18 protein-coding genes and 4 tRNA genes are annotated in these 21,309 nt (G+C 60.1%); 7 read left to right on the top strand and 15 right to left on the bottom strand.

Annotated features, from left to right (window positions below; all coding sequences use genetic code 11):
• Nucleotides 1–162 precede the first annotated feature (162 nt).
• The 5 genes from ACU680_RS15170 to bamJ form a co-directional block, all read right to left on the bottom strand.
• Complete coding sequence (locus ACU680_RS15170) at nucleotides 163–561, bottom strand: SEL1-like repeat protein (RefSeq protein WP_448179857.1); 399 nt, start codon at nucleotides 559–561, stop codon at nucleotides 163–165.
• Nucleotides 562–933, bottom strand: a complete 372-nt coding sequence (locus tag ACU680_RS15175; protein ID WP_003223109.1) for a hypothetical protein — start codon at nucleotides 931–933, stop codon at nucleotides 562–564.
• Nucleotides 930–1,271: a helix-turn-helix domain-containing protein gene (locus ACU680_RS15180; RefSeq protein ID WP_007966727.1), complete on the bottom strand. Its 342-nt coding sequence runs from the start codon at nucleotides 1,269–1,271 to the stop codon at nucleotides 930–932. The genes ACU680_RS15175 and ACU680_RS15180 overlap by 4 nt, the downstream gene beginning before the upstream one ends.
• Before the next feature lie 112 nt (nucleotides 1,272–1,383).
• Nucleotides 1,384–1,839: a YkvA family protein gene (locus tag ACU680_RS15185; protein WP_007966726.1), complete on the bottom strand. Its 456-nt coding sequence runs from the start codon at nucleotides 1,837–1,839 to the stop codon at nucleotides 1,384–1,386.
• Between the two features lie 294 nt (nucleotides 1,840–2,133).
• Complete coding sequence (gene bamJ, locus ACU680_RS15190) at nucleotides 2,134–2,850, bottom strand: BamJ family beta-barrel-assembly machinery protein (RefSeq protein WP_007966725.1); 717 nt, start codon at nucleotides 2,848–2,850, stop codon at nucleotides 2,134–2,136.
• Between the two features lie 270 nt (nucleotides 2,851–3,120).
• Here bamJ and ACU680_RS15195 point away from each other — a divergent pair, with 270 nt between their 5' ends.
• Both ACU680_RS15195 and ACU680_RS15200 read left to right on the top strand, forming a co-directional pair.
• The gene (locus ACU680_RS15195; protein WP_448179858.1) at nucleotides 3,121–4,929 is read left to right on the top strand and encodes a di-heme-cytochrome C peroxidase; all 1,809 of its coding nucleotides are present in this window, start codon (nucleotides 3,121–3,123) and stop codon (nucleotides 4,927–4,929) included.
• A complete protein-coding gene (locus ACU680_RS15200; protein ID WP_448179859.1) occupies nucleotides 4,926–6,092 on the top strand; it encodes a catalase family protein in 1,167 nt (388 codons plus the stop codon). The genes ACU680_RS15195 and ACU680_RS15200 overlap by 4 nt, the downstream gene beginning before the upstream one ends.
• Before the next feature lie 218 nt (nucleotides 6,093–6,310).
• Here ACU680_RS15200 and ACU680_RS15205 read toward each other — a convergent pair.
• The 4 genes from ACU680_RS15205 to ACU680_RS15220 form a co-directional block, all read right to left on the bottom strand.
• A tRNA-Asp gene (locus ACU680_RS15205) sits at nucleotides 6,311–6,387 on the bottom strand.
• Nucleotides 6,388–6,406: 19 nt separating this feature from the next.
• Nucleotides 6,407–6,482 (bottom strand) — tRNA-Val (locus tag ACU680_RS15210).
• 199 nt (nucleotides 6,483–6,681) lie between these two features.
• Nucleotides 6,682–6,758: transfer RNA gene (locus ACU680_RS15215), tRNA-Asp, on the bottom strand.
• A gap of 19 nt (nucleotides 6,759–6,777) precedes the next feature.
• Nucleotides 6,778–6,853, bottom strand: a tRNA-Val gene (locus tag ACU680_RS15220).
• Nucleotides 6,854–7,012: 159 nt separating this feature from the next.
• Between ACU680_RS15220 and rdgC the strand changes: the two genes are divergently transcribed.
• The 3 genes from rdgC (at nucleotide 7,013) to sugE (ending at nucleotide 9,506) form a co-directional block, all read left to right on the top strand.
• Nucleotides 7,013–7,933: a recombination-associated protein RdgC gene (rdgC, locus tag ACU680_RS15225; protein WP_003223096.1), complete on the top strand. Its 921-nt coding sequence runs from the start codon at nucleotides 7,013–7,015 to the stop codon at nucleotides 7,931–7,933.
• A 174-nt stretch (nucleotides 7,934–8,107) separates the two neighbouring features.
• Nucleotides 8,108–9,073, top strand: a complete 966-nt coding sequence (locus ACU680_RS15230; RefSeq protein ID WP_448179860.1) for a bile acid:sodium symporter family protein — start codon at nucleotides 8,108–8,110, stop codon at nucleotides 9,071–9,073.
• 118 nt (nucleotides 9,074–9,191) lie between these two features.
• The gene (sugE, locus tag ACU680_RS15235; RefSeq protein WP_007962927.1) at nucleotides 9,192–9,506 is read left to right on the top strand and encodes a quaternary ammonium compound efflux SMR transporter SugE; all 315 of its coding nucleotides are present in this window, start codon (nucleotides 9,192–9,194) and stop codon (nucleotides 9,504–9,506) included.
• Between the two features lie 122 nt (nucleotides 9,507–9,628).
• Here sugE and ACU680_RS15240 read toward each other — a convergent pair whose 3' ends face one another.
• The 4 genes from ACU680_RS15240 to ACU680_RS15255 all read right to left on the bottom strand — a co-directional run bounded on the left by ACU680_RS15240 (nucleotide 9,629) and on the right by ACU680_RS15255 (nucleotide 14,409).
• Nucleotides 9,629–11,503, bottom strand: coding sequence for an MFS transporter (locus ACU680_RS15240; RefSeq protein WP_448179861.1), 1,875 nt, complete (start codon nucleotides 11,501–11,503; stop codon nucleotides 9,629–9,631).
• A 97-nt stretch (nucleotides 11,504–11,600) separates the two neighbouring features.
• Nucleotides 11,601–12,752, bottom strand: coding sequence for a TDT family transporter (locus tag ACU680_RS15245; protein ID WP_448179862.1), 1,152 nt, complete (start codon nucleotides 12,750–12,752; stop codon nucleotides 11,601–11,603).
• Between the two features lie 105 nt (nucleotides 12,753–12,857).
• On the bottom strand, nucleotides 12,858–13,169 hold the full coding sequence (locus tag ACU680_RS15250) for a cupin domain-containing protein (protein WP_448179863.1): 312 nt from the start codon (nucleotides 13,167–13,169) through the stop codon (nucleotides 12,858–12,860).
• 52 nt (nucleotides 13,170–13,221) lie between these two features.
• Nucleotides 13,222–14,409, bottom strand: a complete 1,188-nt coding sequence (locus ACU680_RS15255) for an MFS transporter (protein ID WP_448179864.1) — start codon at nucleotides 14,407–14,409, stop codon at nucleotides 13,222–13,224.
• Between the two features lie 91 nt (nucleotides 14,410–14,500).
• On the opposite strand from ACU680_RS15255, the gene ACU680_RS15260 reads away from it, so the two are divergent.
• Both ACU680_RS15260 and ACU680_RS15265 read left to right on the top strand, forming a co-directional pair.
• Nucleotides 14,501–15,043: a TetR/AcrR family transcriptional regulator gene (locus ACU680_RS15260; RefSeq protein WP_448179865.1), complete on the top strand. Its 543-nt coding sequence runs from the start codon at nucleotides 14,501–14,503 to the stop codon at nucleotides 15,041–15,043.
• Nucleotides 15,044–15,290: 247 nt separating this feature from the next.
• Nucleotides 15,291–18,761 (top strand): hybrid sensor histidine kinase/response regulator, encoded by a 3,471-nt coding sequence (locus tag ACU680_RS15265; RefSeq protein ID WP_448179866.1) that lies wholly within the window; start codon nucleotides 15,291–15,293, stop codon nucleotides 18,759–18,761.
• 87 nt (nucleotides 18,762–18,848) lie between these two features.
• On the opposite strand, the gene ACU680_RS15270 is transcribed toward ACU680_RS15265, so the two are convergent.
• Together ACU680_RS15270 and ACU680_RS15275 are read right to left on the bottom strand one after the other, a co-directional pair.
• Nucleotides 18,849–20,213, bottom strand: a complete 1,365-nt coding sequence (locus tag ACU680_RS15270; RefSeq protein ID WP_448179871.1) for a DNA recombination protein RmuC — start codon at nucleotides 20,211–20,213, stop codon at nucleotides 18,849–18,851.
• A 175-nt stretch (nucleotides 20,214–20,388) separates the two neighbouring features.
• Nucleotides 20,389–20,712: an SEL1-like repeat protein gene (locus tag ACU680_RS15275; protein WP_258679027.1), complete on the bottom strand. Its 324-nt coding sequence runs from the start codon at nucleotides 20,710–20,712 to the stop codon at nucleotides 20,389–20,391.
• Nucleotides 20,713–21,309: the final 597 nt, after the last annotated feature.

Below are 21,309 nucleotides of genomic sequence, written 5' to 3' on the forward strand. Positions count from 1 at the left end.
TGCGGGGGATCAATCATGAAAGAAGTCAGGCGAGTAGGCGTTTACTGTAGGACTAATCTGCAAAAGACTAATTACTACAAAACGTATGGCGATAAACGCAAACGTGGCGTGAAGTTTCCCTCACGCCACGTTTATCGAGCGATACAAAATGATTTACCGGGTTTAATCCCGAGCGCTCAACTCTTTGAGTTTGAGCTCGGCCAACGGGTGACCGGCCTTGGCCGCCAGCGTCCACCAGCGTGCCGCTTCGGCCGGATCCGGCGCTTTGCTCGGCGTACCGGCCAAGCTGATCACGCCGACCTGATAAGCCGCTTTGCCATCACCGGCGAGCGCCGCCAGACGCAACAGCCGCACACCCTCTTCGCGGGCACCCAGGCCAACCCCGCGAAACGTCAGAATGTGCCCATAAAAGCTTTGCGCGCGGACATCGCCGAGATTGGCCATGCGCGCAAACTGCCCTTCGAGCCAGCGCCAGCCTCTGGGCTGGCGGACAAACCACGACCAGTGAAACAGCCTACGGGCCAACCAGTAATTTGCCGACGCCTTGAGTCGCAAGAACACTCAGGCCTCCGCCGATTCCGGGTACTCGTATTCGAACACCCTGACCACTTCCGACGCATGCCAGGAGGCAGCCGCGACACCATCGGATGGCCCGGAAAAGCGCCCCAGACGTTCGACACACTCAAAAAAACCGGTACGTGGCAAACGGCTGGCACCCTGGCTGATCACCAGCGAACTGCGCAATGGCTGCTCGGCCTTGGCATCCAGTGCGGCCAGATGCTCAAGTGCCGCGGTCAGCGTCTGCATCGCCGGCGTCGGCAGTTGCAAACGTTCGAGCAAGGCTCGATAGGTCAACAGATGGCGCTGCCTGCGCGCCTGATCCAGCTCCCCCAGCAATCCGTCCCAATGTTGACGACTGATGCGTACGCTCACGATTCATCCCTCCAACCGGGCACCGTCAGTTCCCAGGCCAGGCTGCGGCGAATCGCGGCGTCAGGCTGACGCTCGCCACTTTCGATCATGGCCAGATAAGACGGGCTGATGCCTACCGTGCGGGCTAGCGCCTCAATGGCGATACCCTTCCCTTCGCGCAAACTGCGTAGTTGATCCAGACCTGGAAGAATCGGGTCCGGCGTTGCGACAGCGGGCGTTGGCGCCTGCTGCTGCGGTGTTTCATTGATGCCTGCTGCTTTCAGTAGAGCCTGATACTGGACCCATGGCAGAACCGCATACTCGGGTTCGCCATCGCGTGCAATTATCTGAATATCCATGACTACCCCGTAGGACAACAACACTTAGCGAGTCGGCACTTTTCCCTAGAAGTGTAATCCTAACAGCGGCCAAGGTCGCGGGGGGTATCTATCTGTCTGCAGGGGGAGTGAATCAGGGCTTTTTCGGGCCCTGAAGCTGAAGTTGCTCGGGGGTGTCGGGCAGACGTTCGACCACCGCAAGTTTTTCCGGCTGCTGCCGGTTGCGCCAGAGCCGAAAAGCATTGAGCTCATCATCGAGGGTTTTCATCAGCCAGGCCAGAACGGCGATGTCATCGAGCATACCGAACACAGGGATGAAATCCGGAATCGCATCCACCGGGCTGAGGAAGTACATCAGACCCGCCACCACCGAGACGATAGCTTTCGGGCTGATTGTCCGGTATTCGCCACGCCAGTAAGCCAGACACAACGCCTGCAGCAAACGCAGATCATCCTTGAGTTTGCCAAGCCGATTGCCTTGCGCCGCTCCTTTGCTCGCCACGGCGAACAACAGGGTCGGCAGACGACCACGCGCCAGCAATCGACCGGCGAGGGGCAGAAATCGGGCGAAATTCCACGGCGCTTTCATCTATTTCTCCCGTTGAAATGTTATCCACACAAATTGTGGATAACCTTGTGAACAGAGCTGCATTTCAGCGCTGAAAGCCCCGTTTTATAAGGGCCGCGCTCAGATCGGGCGTTTTTTACTCACATAAAAAACCCCAATATTTCATTGACTTGGCGGCTCAGGGCGTCTAGCGCTGGCAGCCTCAAACTCTAGGACTGCTGTTAGCGCCATCCGTTCGCTCTGTTTACCGCCAGCATCGTCCAGATGCAACAACGCCCCGCATAAGCGAGGCGTTGTCTTCGAAGCTACAGCCGATTACTTGGCGGCAGCGTCTTCTTTGGCTGGATCCTTGATGGCCAGCAGTTCCAGGTCGAAGACCAGAACCGAGTTGGCCGGGATTGCCGGGCTTGGCGATTGCGCGCCGTAAGCCAGATCGCTAGGGATGTACAGTTTGTACTTCTCGCCAACGTGCATCAGTTGCAGACCTTCAACCCAACCCGGGATCACGCCGCTGACCGGCAGATCGATCGGGCTGCCACGTTCAACCGAGCTGTCGAACACGGTGCCGTTGGTCAGCTTGCCAGTGTAGTGAACAGTCACTACGTCGGTAGGCTTGGGCTGTGGGCCGTCGGCTTTCTTGACCACTTCGTACTGCAGACCGGAAGCAGTGGTGGTGACACCAGGCTTCTTGCCGTTTTCTTCGAGGAATTTCTTGCCGGCAGCTGCCGACTCTTCGCTCATCTTGGCCATGCGCTCTTCAGCACGCTTTTGCAGTGCGGCGAAGGCTTCGACCAGTTCTTCATCTTTCAGCTTCTGTTCTTTCTTGCCGACGGCATCTTCGATGCCCTGGGCTACCGCTTTGGAGTCCAGATCATCCATGCCTTCCTGAGCAAGGCTCTTGCCCATGTTCAGGCCGATACCGTAGGAAGCTTTTTGCGCCGGGGTTTTCAGCTCTACGCTGGTCTGCGAATCACAACCCGCGAGGACCAGGCTAACCAGGGCTACCGCCGCCGCCAACCGATGCTGTTTCATGCTATTTCCTTGTTCATGCGCCGAAAGGGCAATCGAGTAAAGCCGCGAGCTTATCAGGCCGCCACGACCAATGGCTACCGGCATGAGAGCAGGAAATGTCTGATAAGTTCAGGGATTAAAACGCATTCGGGCCAAGGGACGATGAAGCTTCTGTCATCTGGAGCTGACAAGGACTGGTGGGACTTCCTACGACTGTTGGCGTAATGGCCACTTGCCGCACCTGCAACAGCTGAGGCATAACAGCGCAACAACTCGACAAGGATGTTTATCTTGCGCCTCTTATTCCGTGTGCTGACTCTGATCGTGGTACTGCTGGGCTTGGTCCTGGCCGTGATTCTGTACTACGTCGCCAACCCGAAACTGCCCTTCCATACCCCGGCCCAACAGGTGCATTACCTGCAGCAGTGGAGTGAGGAACAACGTCAGATCTACTACTTCACGCCGCAGGGCACGCAGGTCAAAGGCCTGCGCTATGAATGGTTTGAAGCGCTGGAGCTGCCCTTCTCACAGCAGCGTTTCGCGTCCCCGGAATACCTCGCACGCTTCGGTTTTCTGGTCGATCCACAGCAGAAAGCCACGCCGAACAACCCCGGCAACCTGCCGGTCGGCTTTGCCCGCCACGCGAATCCCGGTGGCACCGAGCAATATCTCGATATCACCTGCGCCGCCTGCCACACCGGCGAATTGCGCTTCAACGGCCAGGCCGTGCGGATTGACGGCGGTTCGGCGCAACATGTCTTGCCTTCCAGCGTTCCTACCTTGCGCGGTGGCAGTTTCGGACAGGCATTGGTCGCCAGTCTGACCTCGACCTACTACAACCCGTGGAAGTTCGAACGTTTCGCTCGCACTGTGCTGGGCAACGACTACGACCTGCGCCACGAGCAACTGCGCAAGGACTTCAAGGAGTCGCTGAACACCTTCCTCAAAGTCGCCTGGAACGACACTCATCGCGGCCTCTACCCGACCGAGGAAGGCCCGGGACGCACCGATGCCTTCGGCCGCATCGCCAACGCCACCTTCGGCGACGCGATCTCCCCCAGCAACTACCGCGTGGCCGACGCCCCGGTGGACTACCCGCAGCTGTGGGACATGTGGACCTTCGACTGGGTGCAATGGAACGGCTCGGCGCAGCAACCGATGGCGCGCAACATTGGCGAGGCACTGGGCGTCGGCGCCACGTTGAATTTCTTCGACAGCAACGGCCAGCCACTGCAAGGCGACGCGCGTTATGCGTCGAGTGTGCGCGTGCGTGATCTGCACAAGATCGAAGAAACCCTGCAACGCCTGCAACCACCCGCCTGGCCGGAGGATGTGCTGGGTGCTATCGACAAACCGCTGGCCGCCAAGGGGCGAGCGCTGTTTGCCGAAAACTGCGCCGGTTGCCACGTGCCACGCCAGACTCAGGAGGGCGAGCGCTGGGTGCAGCACTTGCACATGTTGCCAGTGGAGGTGATCGGCACCGATCCGAATGCCGCAACCAAGATTGCCAACCACCGTTTCGACCTGACGCCGCTGCAGTGGAACCTGAAGGAACTGGAGCAGATGGATGTGAAACTGCATCCGAAGCCCACCGAACCACTGGATCTGAGCCAGCTATCGGTGGCCAAGGGCCTGGCCTATGTCACCGCGTTCGTCGAAAACCGTGCCTATCGCGAGGCTGGCGTCACCGCGCAGGAGAAACCGCAACTCGATGGTTTCGGCCTGCCGATCGGCGTACGCGAAAAACTTGCCTACAAGGCCAGGCCATTGGCCGGTGTCTGGGCCACCGCGCCGTTTCTGCACAACGGTTCGGTGCCGAGCCTTTATCAGTTGCTGTCGCCGCAGGATGAACGCGCCACCACCTTCTATAAAGGCACGTTCGAATACGACCCGCGCCATCTGGGCTATCGCACCGAAGCCTTCACCAACGGCTTTTTGTTCGACACGCGGATCACCGGCAACCACAACAGCGGCCATGAGTTCCGCGCTGGCGAACGGGGTAATGGCGTGATCGGTCGACTGCTGCAACCAGAAGAACGCTGGGCCTTGCTGGAGTACCTGAAAGTGCTGGGCGGACCGCTGGAGGCGCAATTGCCATGATGATCAACTCGTATAAAAAACCATCCCTTCTCGCCCGCATCTGGCTGTGGCTGGGACGACTGCTGGGCAAAACCCTGCTGGCTTTATTGGTGATCGGTCTGCTGGGCTGGGCCTTTGCCTGCGCATGGTTCGCCTGGCAACACCGCGGCCCGGTGTCGGCGCAGGAACAGATTCCCGTCGGTGAAGCGGCGATGACCCAAGACGTGATCCAGACCGCCGTACGCATTGTCGATCAACACCGCGAAGGCACGCGTTACCTGCGCGACGCGCATGCCAAGGCCCATGGTTGCGTGAAAGCCGAAGTGACGGTACTGCCGGAACTGACACCAGCGCTGCGCCAAGGGGTTTTCAGCGAATCGGGCAAAACCTGGCAGGCGATGATTCGCCTGTCCAATGGCAACGCCTATCCGCAGTTCGACGGCATCCGCGACGCCCGGGGCATGGCCATCAAACTGCTCGATGTACCTGGCAGACCATTGCTCGGCGACCGTCAAGAACGCCATGAGCAAGATTTTGTGATGTTCAGCCACCCGAATTTCTTTGTCAGCGATGTCGCCGAGTATCGTCAGAATGTGGCCGCTCAGGCTGACGGCAAAAAGATCATGGCGTTTTTCCCCGCCTGGGATCCACGCAGCTGGCAGATCCGCCATTTGTTCATCGCCCTGGCAACCCTGTCGCCACCCCCGAACAGCCCGACCGCGACCACCTACTTTTCGGTATCGCCTTACAAATTTGGCGAGGCCAATGCCAAGTTTCGCGTTGCGCCGGATCCGGACAACTGCCCGGCCTACACCCTGCCCCCGCAGAATCACGACCTGCCGAATTTCCTGCGCAGTGCGTTGAATCAGCAATTGTCCACGGATCGGGTGCCGGCGTGTTTTGTGCTGCAGATTCAGCGTCAGGATGCGAACAAGTACATGCCCATTGAGGACACCAGTATCGAATGGCGCGAGCAGGATTCAGCGTTTGAAAGCGTGGCGCGGATCACCCTGCCTGCGCAGGACTTCGACACGCCGGCTTTGAATCTGGCGTGTGACAACCTGTCGTTCAATCCGTGGTTTGGTATAGAGGCGCATCGGCCGATCGGCGGAATCAACCGCTTGCGCAAAGCGGTGTATGAGGCGGTAAGCGATTATCGACATAGCCGCAATGCCGAACAGTGAGGAGACGAGGAGATGATTTGTGGTGAGGGGATTTATCCCCGATGGGATGCGAAGCAGCCCCAGCTTGAAGACTTTGGGCCTGCTGCGCAGGATATCGGGGATAAATCCCCTCACCACAGAGGCATTGCAGAAATTATCAAATCGCAGACAGCAAAAAGCCCGCACTAGGCGGGCTTTCTGTGGTGACCTGGCGTTCAGTGGGTCCAGGTGACCGAATATGGCGCAGCGGACGGGACTCGAACCCGCGACCCCCGGCGTGACAGGCCGGTATTCTAACCGACTGAACTACCGCTGCGCGAAACGCTTGAAACGAATGGTGGGTGATGACGGGATCGAACCGCCGACATTCTGCTTGTAAGGCAGACGCTCTCCCAGCTGAGCTAATCACCCTTCGCTTCGTTACGGGGCGCATTATGCCACAAGTTTTCGTAATGTGTTGATTTAATTGAAGTTTTTTTCAAAAAAATCCGAAAACCGGTGAAACGACACAAACCCGATGGAACAAGGTACAAACTTGAGACAGAAAAAAACCCGCTTCAGCGGGTTTTTCCGTGGTGACCTGGCGTTCAGTGATCCAGGTTACCGAATATGGCGCAGCGGACGGGACTCGAACCCGCGACCCCCGGCGTGACAGGCCGGTATTCTAACCGACTGAACTACCGCTGCGCTAAACACTTGAAACGAATGGTGGGTGATGACGGGATCGAACCGCCGACATTCTGCTTGTAAGGCAGACGCTCTCCCAGCTGAGCTAATCACCCTTCGCTTCGGTGTGGCGCGCATTCTACGGAGCGACCCAACCTCTGGCAAGCACTTTTTTAATTAATTTTCTCAGGCCTTCCAAAGGCTTAGAGAAGGGTTGGCCTATGACCCGGCGAAGACAATAATGCCCCCCTTTGTATAAAGGAGAGACTCACCCCATGTGGTTCAAAAACCTGCTTATCTATCGCCTGACCCAAGACCTGCCTGTCGATGCCGAGGCGCTGGAAACTGCACTGGCCACCAAACTGGCGCGTCCATGTGCAAGCCAGGAGTTGACCACCTACGGTTTCGTCGCGCCATTCGGCAAGGGCGAAGATGCTCCACTGGTGCACGTCAGCGGTGACTTCCTGCTGATCGCTGCGCGTAAAGAAGAACGCATTCTGCCGGGCAGCGTCGTGCGCGACGCGGTCAAGGAGAAAGTCGAAGAGATCGAAGCCGAGCAGATGCGCAAGGTCTATAAGAAGGAACGCGATCAGATCAAGGATGAAATCATCCAGGCGTTCCTGCCGCGCGCCTTTATCCGTCGCTCGTCGACTTTCGCTGCCATCGCGCCGAAACAGGGCCTGATCCTGGTCAACTCGGCCAGCCCGAAACGCGCCGAAGACCTGCTCTCCACAATGCGTGAAGTGCTAGGCACCCTGCCCGTGCGTCCGCTGACCGTGAAAACCGCGCCGACCGCGGTGATGACCGAGTGGGTCACCACCCAGCAAGCGGCCCCGGACTTCTTCGTTCTGGACGAATGCGAGCTGCGCGACACCCACGAAGACGGCGGCATCGTGCGTTGCAAGCGTCAGGACCTGACCAGCGAAGAAATCCAGTTGCACCTGAGCACTGGCAAAGTGGTCACCCAGTTGTCGCTGGCCTGGCAGGACAAACTGTCGTTCATGCTCGACGACAAGATGACCGTCAAACGCCTGAAGTTCGAAGACCTGCTGCAGGATCAGGCGGAACAGGACGGTGGTGACGAGGCGCTGGGCCAACTGGACGCCAGCTTCACCCTGATGATGCTGACCTTTGGCGACTTCCTGCCGGCGCTGGTGGAAGCGTTGGGCGGTGAAGAGACTCCGCAGGGGATCTAAACCCCTTGCACGCACCTTCTTCTTATAGAGGGTGCCTGAAAAGCAAAGATCGCAGCCTTCGGCAGCTCCTACATTTGGAATGTGTTTTCCTGTAGGAGCTGCCGAAGGCTGCGATCTTTTTGCTGGCACCGTATGCTTAGCTTCCTAACGCTTTCACATAATAAGGAACACGCCATGCGCGCACTGGCTGCACTGAGCCGCTTTGTCGGCAACACCTTCGCTTACTGGGTTCTGATTTTCGCCGTAATCGCCTTTCTGCAGCCAGCGTGGTTCCTCGGCCTCAAAGGCGCGATCGTGCCGCTGCTGGGGCTGGTGATGTTCGGCATGGGCCTGACCCTCAAACTCGATGACTTCGCCGCCGTTGCCCGCCATCCGTGGCGCGTGGCTTTGGGCGTGGTCGCACATTTCGTGATCATGCCGGGTGTGGCGTGGTTGCTTTGCCAGATCTTCCACCTGCCGCCGGAAATCGCGGTCGGGGTGATTCTGGTCGGCTGCTGCCCAAGCGGCACCTCTTCCAACGTCATGACCTGGCTGGCACGCGGCGATCTGGCGCTGTCGGTGGCGATTGCCGCCGTCACCACCCTCCTCGCCCCGCTGCTGACCCCGGCGCTGATCTGGCTGCTGGCGTCGGCGTGGTTGCCGGTATCGTTCATGGAATTGTTCTGGTCGATCCTGCAAGTGGTGCTGCTGCCAATCGTGCTCGGCGTGGTCGCGCAACGCGTGCTCGGCGACAGGGTGCGCCACGCGGTGGAAGTGTTGCCACTGGTGTCGGTGGTCAGCATCGTAATCATCGTCACCGCCGTGGTGGCGGCCAGTCAGGCGAAGATTGCCGAATCCGGGCTGCTGATCATGGCCGTGGTGATGCTGCACAACAGCTTCGGCTACTTGCTGGGTTACTTCACCGGACGCCTGTTCAACTTGCCCTTGGCGCAGCGCAAGTCGCTGGCGCTGGAAGTCGGCATGCAGAACTCGGGACTGGGTGCGGCGCTGGCGAGTGCGCACTTCTCGCCGCTGGCGGCAGTGCCGAGTGCGTTGTTCAGCGTCTGGCACAATATTTCCGGGGCACTGCTGTCGACATATTTCCGCCGGATGAGCGAGAAAGAAGACCGCGCAACGGTAGCTCAACAGGCTGCCGATTGAGCGCGAACTTGATCCCCGGAATGATGCTCGTCAATATATTGCGCAACGCGGGGACGACCCTGCGGCTCGATCGAGTTATCAATCTGGGGACGGCCCCGTCAATCGATGGAGGTCTCTCATGTCCTGGATCATTCTGTTTTTCGCCGGCCTGTTTGAAGTCGGCTGGGCCGTCGGCCTGAAATACACCGACGGCTTCACCCGCCCGCTCCCCACCGTCCTGACCGTTGCGGCGATGGCCATCAGCCTTGGCCTGCTGGGTCTTGCAATGAAGGAATTACCGCTGGGTACGGCTTATGCGATCTGGACCGGCGTCGGTGCCGTGGGCACGGTGATTGCCGGGATCATTCTGTTTGGCGAGTCGATGGCGTTGATTCGGCTGGCCAGTGTCGCGTTGATCGTTACCGGGTTGATTGGCCTGAAGGTCAGCGCTTAGGCCCTGGCCCCATCGCTGGCAAGCCAGCTCCCACAGGGATCTGCGGTGAACACAAATCTTGTGTAAATCCAGAAAACCTGTGGGAGCTGGCTTGCCAGCGATGAGGCCAGCACTATCACCGATTACCTGACAGTGCCGCGCAACGTCCCCACCAACCCCTGCAACTTCGCCGGCTCCGCCGCTTCCACCGCCACTGCCGAACCCGCCACCAACGTCACCCGCGACCACAACCGCTTGAACAGCCCCTTGTTCGGATCGCGGCTGAAGAAACTCCCCCACAACCCCTGCAACGCCAGCGGAATCACCGGCACCGGGGTTTCTTCGAGAATCCGCGTCAGGCCGCCCTTGAACTCGTTGATCTCGCCATCGGTGGTCAACTTGCCTTCGGGGAAGATGCACACCAGCTCACCGTCCTTCAGATACTGGGCAATCCGGGTGAAAGCTTTTTCGTAGATCTGGATGTCTTCGTTGCGTCCGGCAATCGGAATCGTCCCCGCCGTGCGAAAGATAAAGTTCAGCACTGGCAGGTTGTAGATTTTGTAGTACATGACAAAGCGAATCGGCCGACGCACCGCGCCGCCAATCAGCAGTGCATCGACGAACGACACATGGTTGCACACCAGCAGCGCCGCGCCCTCGTCCGGAATCGCTTCGAGATTACGGTGCTCGACACGGTACATGGAATGGCTGAGCAGCCAGATCATGAAACGCATGCTGAACTCGGGGACGATCTTGAAGATGTAGGCGTTGACGCCGATGTTCAGCAGCGACACCACCAGGAACAGCTGCGGAATCGACAGTTTGACCACACTCAGCAACACGATCGAAACGATCGCCGAGACCACCATGAACAGAGCGTTGAGAATGTTGTTCGCGGCAATCACCCGCGCCCGCTCGTTCTCGGCGGTGCGCGACTGGATCAAGGCGTACAGCGGCACAATATAGAAACCGCCAAAAATACCGAGGCCGAGAATATCGACCAGCACCGCCCAGGTATGCGCAAAGCCCAACACTTCGGTCCAGCTGTGGCCGGTGACGCTCTCCGGGATTCCACCGGAATGCCACCACAGCAACAGGCCGAACACGGTCAGACCGAACGAGCCGAACGGCACCAGACCGATCTCGACCTTGCGCCCGGAGAGTTTCTCGCAAAGCATCGAACCCAGCGCAATGCCCACCGAGAACACGGTAAGAATCAGCGTCACCACAGTTTCATCGCCGTGCATCCACTCCTTGGCGTAGGCCGGGATCTGCGTCAGGTAAATCGCCCCGACAAACCAAAACCACGAGTTGCCGACAAGCGAGCGCGACACCGCCGGCGTCTGGCCCAGACCGAGTTTCAGCGTGGCCCAGGACTGGCTGAAGATGTTCCAGTTCAGGCGCATTTCCGGCGACGCCGCGGCGGCACGAGGAATGCCGCGACTGGCGAGATAACCGAGCACCGCAATGCCGACAATCGCGGTCGACACCAGTGGCGCGTAGTGCGTCGAGGACATGATGATCCCGGCGCCGATGGTCCCGGCTAGAATCGCCAGGAACGTGCCCATCTCCACCAGACCATTGCCGCCGACCAGTTCATCCTCGCGCAACGCCTGCGGCAGGATCGAATACTTCACCGGCCCGAACAACGCCGAATGCGTGCCCATGGCAAACAGCGCCACCAGCATCAGCGACAGGTGATCGAATAAAAAGCCGATCGATCCTACGACCATGATCGCGATTTCCGCGAGTTTGATCAGACGGATCAGCGCGTCCTTGGCGAATTTTTCCCCGAACTGCCCGGCCAGCGCCGAGAACAGAAAGAACGGCAGGATAAACAGCAGCGCACACAGGTTGACCCAGATCGAACGGTCACCTTCGATGGTCAGCCGATAAAGAATGGCGAGGATCAGCGATTGCTTGAACACGTTGTCGTTGAACGCGCCCAGCGACTGTGTGATGAAAAACGGCAGAAAGCGCCGAGTGCGAAGCAGGTTGAACTGTGAGGGGTGACTCATCTTCCGTGTTTCCCTGAGGTCGGTAGAGAATGGCCTGGATCTGCTTATTGGAATCTCGATCGGCGATCCAGGCCACACCTTACCTAAACTTTTCAGGTTATTTCTTCAACCCTGCAATACAAGGTGAGACAAACAACTCGCCGCGCCACGCGCCTTGCACGGTGCGTTTACCGACGATCAGCCACATCACCGCCAGCAACGTCACCAGCACGCAGCCCACCACGCTGAAAAAACCGAGGTTCAGCGTGCTGGCGAGCTTGAGGGTCGCCAGCGAATACACGCCCAACGGGAAGGTGAAGCCCCACCAGCCAAGGTTGAACGGGATGCCGTCACGCAGATAACGCACGGTGATCAGCAGCGCCATCAACATCCACCACAAGCCGAAGCCCCACAGGGTGATGCCGGCGACCAGCCCAAGGCCCGCAGCAATTTCCCCGATACCCGGCAGGCCGTTGGCAGCGAAGATCGCCGGTGCATCAGCGCCCAGCAGCAACATACCCAACGCGCCGGTGCCGATCGGGCCGAGGGCCAGCCAGCTTGAGGCGGCCATGTTTTCGTGGGGCAGTTTATGCAGGGCCATGCGCAGCAACAGGATGGTCAGAATGCTGAACGCCACCGGCAGGGAAAATGCCCAGAGCACGTAACTGGTGGTCAGCACCACCAGTTGCGCGTGGGCATCAGCCAGATGCGGCGCGAGCAGGCCGCCGCTGGCCGCCGCCACTTCTGCGGCCACCACTGGCAACAGCCAGACCGCGGTCATCTGATCGATGCTGTGTTCCTGGCGGGTAAACATCATGTAAGGAATCAACACGCCGCAGGCCAGCGACATCGCCACGTCGAGCCACCACAGCACCTCGGCAAAATGAATCACCCCATCGCCCCAGCGTGGCAGACCGAACAATAGAAAGCCGTTGATGATGGTCGCCAACCCCATGGGAATGGTGCCGAAGAACATCGATACCGTGGAATGACCGAAGATCCGCCGCGCTTCATCGAAGAAGAGAACCCAGCGCGCGGCATAGGCAAAGGTAAACAGGCTGAACAACAGAATGTTGAACAGCCACAAACCTTCGGCCACCGCGTGCAACCCGGGGACCGCCACCGGCAACTGTGCGAGCGCCAGGGCCAGTACGCCGGTGCCCATGGTCGCGGCAAACCAGTTCGGGGTGAATTGGCGGATCACTTCACGCGGATGCTGAAGTTGGCGGAACGGCTTGATGCCGGGTTTGGCAATGTTGGGGCAAGTCATCATGAACTCCTGTCCTCAGGTGAGGTTGAGTCCATGGTAGAACCGAATCGAATATCTATATAACGGGTAATTTCTCTATCTGTTATCTACTTTACAGATAAGCGATCAAACACTGCCTTCGCTTTCGATCACCAGAATCCGCGCCGCGCCCTGCGGATGCGCCACGTGCTCGGTGCCGACCGAGGCGTAGAAGATATCGCCGACCTCAAGCAACACCTGCTTTTCTTCACCCTGTTCGCGATAGTGCATCTGCACTCGACCATCGAGCACCACGAACACTTCCTCGCCGTCGTTGATGTGCCATTTATATGGCTGATCGGTCCAGTGCAGGCGCGTGGTGATGCCGTTCATGCTGGCGATGTCCAGCGCGCCCCAGGCACGCTCGGCGGTGAACGACTTGCTGCGGATAATCTTCATCTGTCGATCCGTGAAAAGAAGGGCCGGCCAAAGGTAACCGAAAGCACGACGCTTATGGAGCGCTGCAAGCCTTGACCGTTTGCGGGCGCAGGCTGAGCAGCAAGGCGGCGACGGCCAGGACGATCAATGCGGCGCCGTAGCCGTCGGTAGTCACCAGCAAACCGTAAGTGCGGGTCAAATGCCCAGCCAGCAACGCCGGCAAGCAGAACGCCAGATAACTCAGCGCGTAATAGGCCGACATCAAACCGGCCCGTTCATGCGGCAGGGCCAGCGGCACCAGACTGCGCACCGCCCCGAGGAAACCCGAGCCAAAGCCGCAACCGGCGACCAGCGTGCCGAGGAAAAACAGCGCCAGACTGGCACTGTGCACACCAAGCAAAATCAGCAGCACGCCGACAGGCAGCAGACTGGCGCCGATTTGCAGGGCTTTGCCGGCGGGACGATTGCGCAAAGTGAAGATCATCAGCGCCCCGGTCACGGTCAGCGCCGAGACGGTCGCGCCGCCGATCAGGTTTGAAGTCGAGCCGGTGGCAGTGCGCACCAGCGACGGCGCCAGCGAGGCAAAAAAGCCGCCGAGGGCCCAGGTCGCGGTGTTCAGCGGCAGCACACGCCACAACGTCGCACGGGCCTGAACCGGCACATGCAGGGTCGGCCGCAGCGAAGCCCAGGCCCCGGCTTGCGGGGTGACGCTTTCCGGTAGACGCCAGACATACATCGCCTGCAACACAAACAGCGCCAGCAGCAGCCAGTACGTCAACTGCAACGGCGCCGGGGCGAATTCGGCCAGCAAGCCGCAACCCATGCTGCCCAGCGCCATGCCGAGCAACGGAGCGACGCTGTTGATCAACGGCCCTTGCTGACGGTCGGTGTCGAGCAGCGTCGCGCTCAAAACAGCGGTGGCCATGCCGGTGGCAAAACCCTGCAATACGCGGGCGCTGATCAGCCAGGCAACACTGTCGGCGCTGATAAACAGCAACATCGCCAGCGCATTGAGCAGCACGGCAGTGAAAATCACCGGTTTGCGTCCCAGGTGATCGGACAGCGATCCGAACGTCAACAGCGCCGCCAGCAGGCTCAGCGCATACACACCGAAAATCAGGGTCAGCACCGCTGCCGAGAAGTGCAGTTGATCTTGATACAGGTGATACAACGGTGTCGGCGCTGTGGAAGCGGCGAGAAAACTCAATAAGGTGATCGCCAGAAAAATCAGGCTGCCACGGTTGGAAGCAAGGCTGGTCATGGGCACACTCCGCAAAAGCTAATTTTTTGCTTTTGCGGAGTGTGCTCTCGGCTTTGGCTTAAAGCAAATTCTTTGTGTTAAGGTCTGGCGCATGGCTATTAAAGAAGGTTTACGCCCGGGCGGGCGCAGTGCCCGGGTGCAAGAGTCGATTCATTCGGCAGTCCGCGCACTTCTGCAAGAACAGGAGCGCAGCACGGTGACCGTCCCGCAAATTGCGGCGCGGGCCGGGGTCACGCCGTCGACCATCTATCGGCGCTGGGGGGATCTGGCGGCGCTGCTCGCCGACGTCGCCCTCGCCCGCATGCGCCCCGACAGCGAACCGGCGGTGACCGGTGACCTGCGCGGTGACATCCGCGCCTGGGCCGAGCAATATCTGGACGAAATGAGTTCAGAACCGGGGCGCAACATGATGCGCGACGTGCAGGCCAGCGCCACGCCGGGGTACTGCGTGACGATTCTTGGTGCGCAGTTGCAGACCATCATTGAGCGCCACCCTGACGAGCCGGCGCCGAGCATTGATCGGTTGATCAATCTGGTGGTGGCGCCGGTGGTGTTCCGGATTCTGTTTTCGGCGGCGGCGCTGGAGGTGGATGAATTGCATCGACTAATCGATATTGCTTTGAAACAGGACTGACGCTATCGCTGGCAAGCCAGCTCCCACAGGGTCTGTGGTGTTCACAAAATCTGTGCCCACTGGAGATCCTTGTGGGAGCTGGCTTGCCAGCGATGAGGCCTGAACAGTCACCCCAAAAACCACCCGGTTTCAAACCTGCGACACCCCGCCACGCCACGACCTTGGTCGACACTGACTAACCGCCATACTCATGCGAGACTGTCCGCCCGGGCAGGACTGCCGGGGAGTCTTTTGTCGGGAGTGTTGCATGTCGTTGTCCACCGGGCTGATCGCCGCCGTCGCCCTCGCCTATATGGCCATCATGTTCGCCATCGCCTTCTACGGCGACCGTCGCAGCACGCCGTTGCCGCCGCGGATGCGCGCGTGGGTGTACAGCCTGTCGCTGGCGGTTTACTGCACTAGCTGGACGTTCTTCGGCGCGGTCGGTCAGGCGGCCGAACAGCTCTGGTCATTCCTGCCGATCTATCTCGGGCCGATCCTGTTGTTGCTGGGCGCGCCGTGGGTCCTGCAGAAAATGGTGATGATCAGCAAGCAGGAGAACATCACCTCGATTGCCGACTTCATCGCCGCGCGCTACGGCAAATCGCAGTCGCTGGCGGTGGTGGTGGCGTTGATCTGTCTGGTTGGTGTCCTGCCCTACATCGCCCTGCAACTCAAAGGCATCGTGCTCGGCGTGAACCTGCTGATCGGCGCCGGCGCCGACGCCATGGGCACCCGCGCCCAGGACACCGCGCTGATCGTGTCGCTGGTGCTGGCGCTGTTCACCATCGTCTTCGGTACGCGCAACCTCGACGCCACCGAACACCACCGCGGCATGGTGCTGGCGATTGCGTTTGAATCGCTGGTCAAGCTGTTCGCCTTTCTTGCCGTTGGCGCGTTCGTGACCTACGGGCTGTACGACGGTTTCGACGACCTGTTCAATCAGGCGATGCTCGCACCACGGCTTGAGCAATACTGGAAAGAAACCATCAACTGGCCGTCGATGGTGGTGCAGACCGGGGTGGCGATGATGGCGATCATCTGCCTGCCGCGACAGTTTCACGTCACCGTGGTGGAGAACATCGACCCGCAGGATCTGCGCCTGGCCAAGTGGGTGTTCCCGGCGTATCTGGCGCTGGCCGCGCTGTTCGTGGTGCCGATCGCCCTCGCCGGGCAAATGATGCTGCCGAGCCACGTGTTGCCCGACTCGTTCGTGATCAGTCTGCCGCTGGCCCAGGCCCATCCGGCCCTGGCGTTGCTGGCGTTCATCGGCGGCGCGTCGGCCGCCACCGGCATGGTGATTGTGGCGAGCGTGGCGCTGTCGACCATGGTTTCCAACGACATGCTGTTGCCGTGGCTGTTGCGGCGCAACAACGCCGAGCGCCCGTTCGAAGTGTTCCGCCAGTGGATGCTCTCGGTGCGCCGCGTGAGCATCGTGCTGATTCTGCTGCTGGCTTACGTCAGCTACCGCTTGCTCGGCTCCACCGCGAGCCTGGCGACCATCGGCCAGATCGCTTTTGCCGCCGTCACCCAACTGGCCCCGGCCATGCTCGGCGCGCTGTACTGGAAGCAGGCCAACCGCCGTGGGGTGTTCGCCGGTCTGGCGGCCGGTACGTTCCTGTGGTTTTACACGCTGATCCTACCGATTGCCGCCCACAGCCTCGGCTGGTCGCTGAGCACGTTTCCCGGTCTGGCATGGCTGCACAGCAACCCGCTGAACCTGCCGATCACGCCGCTGACCCAAGGCGTGGTGCTGTCGCTGGCGGGCAACTTCACGTTGTTCGCCTGGGTCTCAGTGCTGTCGCGTACGCGGGTTTCGGAACACTGGCAGGCCGGGCGTTTCATCGGTCAGGAAATCAGTGCCCGGCCGAGTGCGCGCTCGATGCTCGCAGTGCAGATCGATGACTTGCTGCAACTGGCGGCGCGCTTTGTCGGTGAAGAACGCGCGCGGCAGAGCTTCATTCGTTTCGCCTACCGCCAGGGCAAGGCCTTCAACCCGAACCAGAATGCCGATGGCGAATGGATCGCCCACACCGAACGCTTGCTGGCCGGTGTGCTCGGCGCTTCGTCGACGCGCGCGGTAGTGAAAGCTGCGATTGAAGGTCGGGAAATGCAGCTGGAGGACGTCGTCCGTATCGCTGACGAAGCCTCGGAAGTCCTGCAGTTCAACCGTGCCCTGCTGCAAGGCGCGATCGAGAACATCACCCAGGGCATCAGCGTGGTCGACCAGTCGCTGAAACTGGTGGCCTGGAACCGGCGCTATCTGGAGCTGTTCAACTACCCGGACGGTTTGATCAGCGTCGGCCGACCGATTGCCGACATCATTCGCTACAACGCCGAACGTGGCCTGTGCGGCCCCGGTGAGGCAGAAGTCCACGTCGCCCGGCGTCTGCATTGGATGCGTCAGGGCCGCGCGCACACGTCCGAACGCCTGTTCCCCAATGGCCGGGTGATCGAGCTGATCGGCAACCCGATGCCCGGTGGCGGTTTCGTCATGAGTTTCACCGACATCACCGCGTTCCGCGAAGCCGAGCAGGCGCTGACCGAGGCCAACGAGGGGCTGGAGCAACGGGTCAGCGAGCGTACGCAGGAGTTGTCACAGCTCAACGTCGCGCTGACCGAAGCCAAGGGCCATGCCGAGGCCGCCAACCAGTCGAAAACCCGCTTCCTCGCCGCCGTCAGTCATGACCTGATGCAGCCGTTGAACGCCGCTCGCTTGTTCTCTGCCGCCCTCTCCCATCAGGAAGACGGCTTGAGCAGCGAGGCGCAAAAACTGGTGCAACACCTCGACAGTTCGCTGCGTTCGGCAGAAGACCTGATCAGCGATTTGCTGGACATTTCCCGACTGGAAAACGGCAAGATCAACCCCGATCGCAAGCCGTTCGCGCTCAATGAGCTGTTCGATACGCTCGGTGCCGAATTCAAGGCGCTGGCCCAGGAACAGGGTCTGCCCTTCCGCGTGCGCGGCAGCCGTTTGCGCATCGACAGCGACATCAAGCTGCTGCGACGGATTCTGCAGAATTTCCTGACCAATGCCTTCCGCTACGCCAAGGGCCCGGTGCTGCTGGGCGTACGTCGGCGCGATGGCGAGCTGAGCCTGGAAGTGTGGGATCGCGGGCCGGGGATTCCGGAAGACAAACAACAAGTGATTTTCGAGGAATTCAAACGCCTCGACAGCCATCAGACCCGCGCCGAAAAAGGCCTCGGGCTGGGTCTGGCGATTGCCGACGGTTTGTGTCGCGTGCTCGGCCATACCCTGCGCGTACGTTCGTGGCCGGGGCGCGGCAGCGTGTTCAGTGTCAGTGTGCCGCTGGCCCGGGCGCAGTCGGTGCCGACGAATGCTGCGGTGGAGTTGAACGGCAAGCTGCTCAGCGGTGCGCAGGTGCTGTGCATCGACAATGAAGACAGCATCCTGATTGGCATGAACAGCCTGCTCACCCGCTGGGGCTGCCAAGTGTGGACAGCGCGCAATCGCGAGGAATGTGCGGCGCTGCTGAACGAGGGCGTGCGGCCGCAACTGGCACTGGTCGACTATCACCTCGACAATGGCGACACGGGAACCGAGCTGATGGCGTGGTTGCGCACCACACTGGGTGAGCCAGTGCCGGGGGTGGTGATCAGTGCCGATGGCCGCCCAGAGACGGTGGCGCAGGTGCATGCGGCGGGGCTGGATTATCTGGCCAAACCGGTGAAACCGGCGGCGTTGCGGGCGTTGTTGAGTCGGTATGTGCCGCTATAAAAAGCAAAGATCGCAGCCTGCGGCAGCTCCTACATGGGATTTGCATTCATCCTGTAGGAGCTGCCGCAGGCTGCGATCTTTTGACCTTTATTCCGGCAGTTCGACGAGGCCATCGACATCGGTCATCGCCCGCTCCAGCAGATCCGCCGGCAGACTCTTGCTCGCCCGTGCGCCGAGCAGTTTGAGCTGTTCACTGCGGCTGACCAGGTTGCCGCGCCCTTCCGTGAGCTTGTTGCGCGCCGAACTGTAGGCCTTGTCCAGCTGTTGCAGGCGATTGCCGACTTCGTCCAGATCCTGAATGAACAGCACGAACTTGTCGTACAGCCAGCCGGCACGTTCGGCGATTTCCCGGGCATTCTGGCTTTGCCGCTCCTGCTTCCACAGGCTGTCGATCACCCGTAACGTTGCCAGCAACGTAGTCGGACTGACGATCACGATGTTGCGGTCGAATGCTTCCTGAAACAGCGAAGGCTCAGCCTGCAATGCAGCGGAAAACGCCGCTTCGATCGGCACGAACAGCAAGACGAAATCGAGGCTGTGCAGGCCTTCCAGACGCTTGTAATCCTTGCCGGCGAGGCCTTTGACGTGGCTGCGCAACGACAGCACGTGCTGCTTGATCGCGATCTGGCCGAGGGTGTCGTCTTCAGCGGCGACGTACTGCTGATATGCCGTAAGGCTGACCTTGGAGTCGACCACTACCTGCTTATCGCCGGGCAGGTAAATGATCACATCCGGCTGGAAGCGCTCGCCGTCCGGCCCCTTGAGGTTGACCTGAGTCTGGTACTCACGGCCCTTCTCCAGCCCCGCGTGTTCCAACACCCGCTCAAGGATCAGTTCACCCCAGTTGCCTTGGGTCTTCTGGCCCTTGAGGGCGCGGGTCAGGTTGGTCGCTTCGTCACTCAGGCGCAGGTTAAGCGCTTGCAGGCGCTCCAGTTCCTTGGCCAGCGAGAAGCGTTCACGTGCTTCGGCCTGATAGCTTTCTTCCACCCGTTTTTCGAAGGACTGGATGCGTTCTTTCAACGGATCGAGCAACTGCCCGAGGCGCTGTTGACTGGTTTCGGCAAAGCGCTGTTCACGCTCATCGAAGATCTTCCCCGCCAGCTCGGCGAACTGCGCGCGCAGCTCATCGCGCGAGCCTTGCAGGTCGTTGAGACGTTGTTGATGGCTTTCCTGTTGCTCGCGCAGTTCGGCATTGAGTGAAGCAGCCTGGGCGTCGAGGCGCCGCAATTCGGCTTCCTTGTTGGCGCGCTCGATGTTCCACGCGTGGGAAGCGTCGCGGGCGTCATCGCGCTCGATCTGCAGCAGCTCGACTTCGCGGCGCAGAGCCGCCAGTTCCGCCTGCTTGGCGGCGTTGGCCTGAGCGAGATCGACCGCTTCATCACGGCTGGCCTCAAGCTGGGCGTTGAGTCCGTCCTGCGCCAGTTGCGCCATGGCCAGGCGCTCTTCGAGCAAGGCGACCTCGGCTTGCCGGTCGCTGGCCCGCCGCTGCAGTTGCCAGGCCAGCGCCAGCAGCGGCAATCCCGCGCCCGCCAGACCCAGCAACACGCTGGTCAAGTCCATAGCCATAGCCACTCCTGCCGATCCGATAAAGTCTGAAGGTTAACCAAGGCGTGGGGCGTTGGACAGCTCAGTCTTCGAGCAGACCGAGTTCCCGTTGTGCACGACGGTCACCGGCGCGGGCGGCCTGGCGCAGCAGATCCTGCCCGATGCGCCGATCCCGGGCATTGCCGCACTCGCGGCACATCAATTGGCCGAGACGACTTTGCGCCGCGACCACGCCTTCGCGCGCCGGTTGCTTGAGCAGACGCCCCGCCAGATGCTTGGCATTACGGCTTTCGCCCAGGCGCGGGCTGTCGAGCAGCCATTCGGCTACACGCACGGAAAATCGCTTGGGAGGGGTAACACGAGGGTGTTCGGAGGTAACAGAGTCTGATACTGAGCGAAACTTCATAAAACACTGTGGGACAGATCGGAAGGCGCGCCACTCTACTCTCTTTTTCGTACAGGTAAAGTCGAAAAAAACCCGGCACGCCCGTCCTAGAGCAAGCGCTAGGGACAATCCACAGAAGCTGTGGATAACTCAGTGGACAACCGCTCCCGAACCTCCGCAAAGCCTTGTGGAATGGGGCTCGCAGTCAAACTGACGATTTTTTCACCAACAAAAAAAGACGATATTTTTCATTGACTTAAACTTTTGATGCAGGCAGCCATCGAGGTCAGGATTGATATGACAGTGAGGTTACGTCCTGCGCAACTAATGTGCACAAGTACCTGTTACCCGGTTATATCGATGCGCTTTTTTGGCTCGTTTTGCGCCTCGGACTGGGGATAAGCGGGTTGGCGCTGGGCATGGCTGCACGCTTTTGTGGCGACGGATGGTTTCTTCGCGAACAGGCTCGCTCCTACAATCGGCCCCGTTCTCCTGTGGGAGATTCTATGTTGCTCAGCAACCCTAGAATCTCAAACTGATCGGTATTCGCCCTGATTCTTCATCAGGGTGAATGCCACTCGGCAGAGCTTGCGAGCAAGAGCTACCAATGCCTGTGTT

This window comes from Pseudomonas sp. LF020 (genome assembly GCF_053456425.1).

What these genes read in the sequence shown, in the direction of transcription:
- ACU680_RS15245 (WP_448179862.1), bottom strand. Translation starts at nt 12,752, where the DNA reads ATGACTTGCCCCAACATTGCCAAACCCGGCATCAAGCCGTTCCGCCAA.
- ACU680_RS15275 (WP_258679027.1), bottom strand. Translation starts at nt 20,712, where the DNA reads ATGAAGTTTCGCTCAGTATCAGACTCTGTTACCTCCGAACACCCTCGT.
- rdgC (WP_003223096.1), top strand. Translation starts at nt 7,013, where the DNA reads ATGTGGTTCAAAAACCTGCTTATCTATCGCCTGACCCAAGACCTGCCT.
- ACU680_RS15255 (WP_448179864.1), bottom strand. Translation starts at nt 14,409, where the DNA reads ATGACCAGCCTTGCTTCCAACCGTGGCAGCCTGATTTTTCTGGCGATC.
- ACU680_RS15260 (WP_448179865.1), top strand. Translation starts at nt 14,501, where the DNA reads ATGGCTATTAAAGAAGGTTTACGCCCGGGCGGGCGCAGTGCCCGGGTG.
- bamJ (WP_007966725.1), bottom strand. Translation starts at nt 2,850, where the DNA reads ATGAAACAGCATCGGTTGGCGGCGGCGGTAGCCCTGGTTAGCCTGGTC.
- ACU680_RS15230 (WP_448179860.1), top strand. Translation starts at nt 8,108, where the DNA reads ATGCGCGCACTGGCTGCACTGAGCCGCTTTGTCGGCAACACCTTCGCT.
- ACU680_RS15180 (WP_007966727.1), bottom strand. Translation starts at nt 1,271, where the DNA reads ATGGATATTCAGATAATTGCACGCGATGGCGAACCCGAGTATGCGGTT.
- ACU680_RS15250 (WP_448179863.1), bottom strand. Translation starts at nt 13,169, where the DNA reads ATGAAGATTATCCGCAGCAAGTCGTTCACCGCCGAGCGTGCCTGGGGC.
- ACU680_RS15240 (WP_448179861.1), bottom strand. Translation starts at nt 11,503, where the DNA reads ATGAGTCACCCCTCACAGTTCAACCTGCTTCGCACTCGGCGCTTTCTG.
- ACU680_RS15185 (WP_007966726.1), bottom strand. Translation starts at nt 1,839, where the DNA reads ATGAAAGCGCCGTGGAATTTCGCCCGATTTCTGCCCCTCGCCGGTCGA.
- ACU680_RS15265 (WP_448179866.1), top strand. Translation starts at nt 15,291, where the DNA reads ATGTCGTTGTCCACCGGGCTGATCGCCGCCGTCGCCCTCGCCTATATG.
- sugE (WP_007962927.1), top strand. Translation starts at nt 9,192, where the DNA reads ATGTCCTGGATCATTCTGTTTTTCGCCGGCCTGTTTGAAGTCGGCTGG.
- ACU680_RS15200 (WP_448179859.1), top strand. Translation starts at nt 4,926, where the DNA reads ATGATGATCAACTCGTATAAAAAACCATCCCTTCTCGCCCGCATCTGG.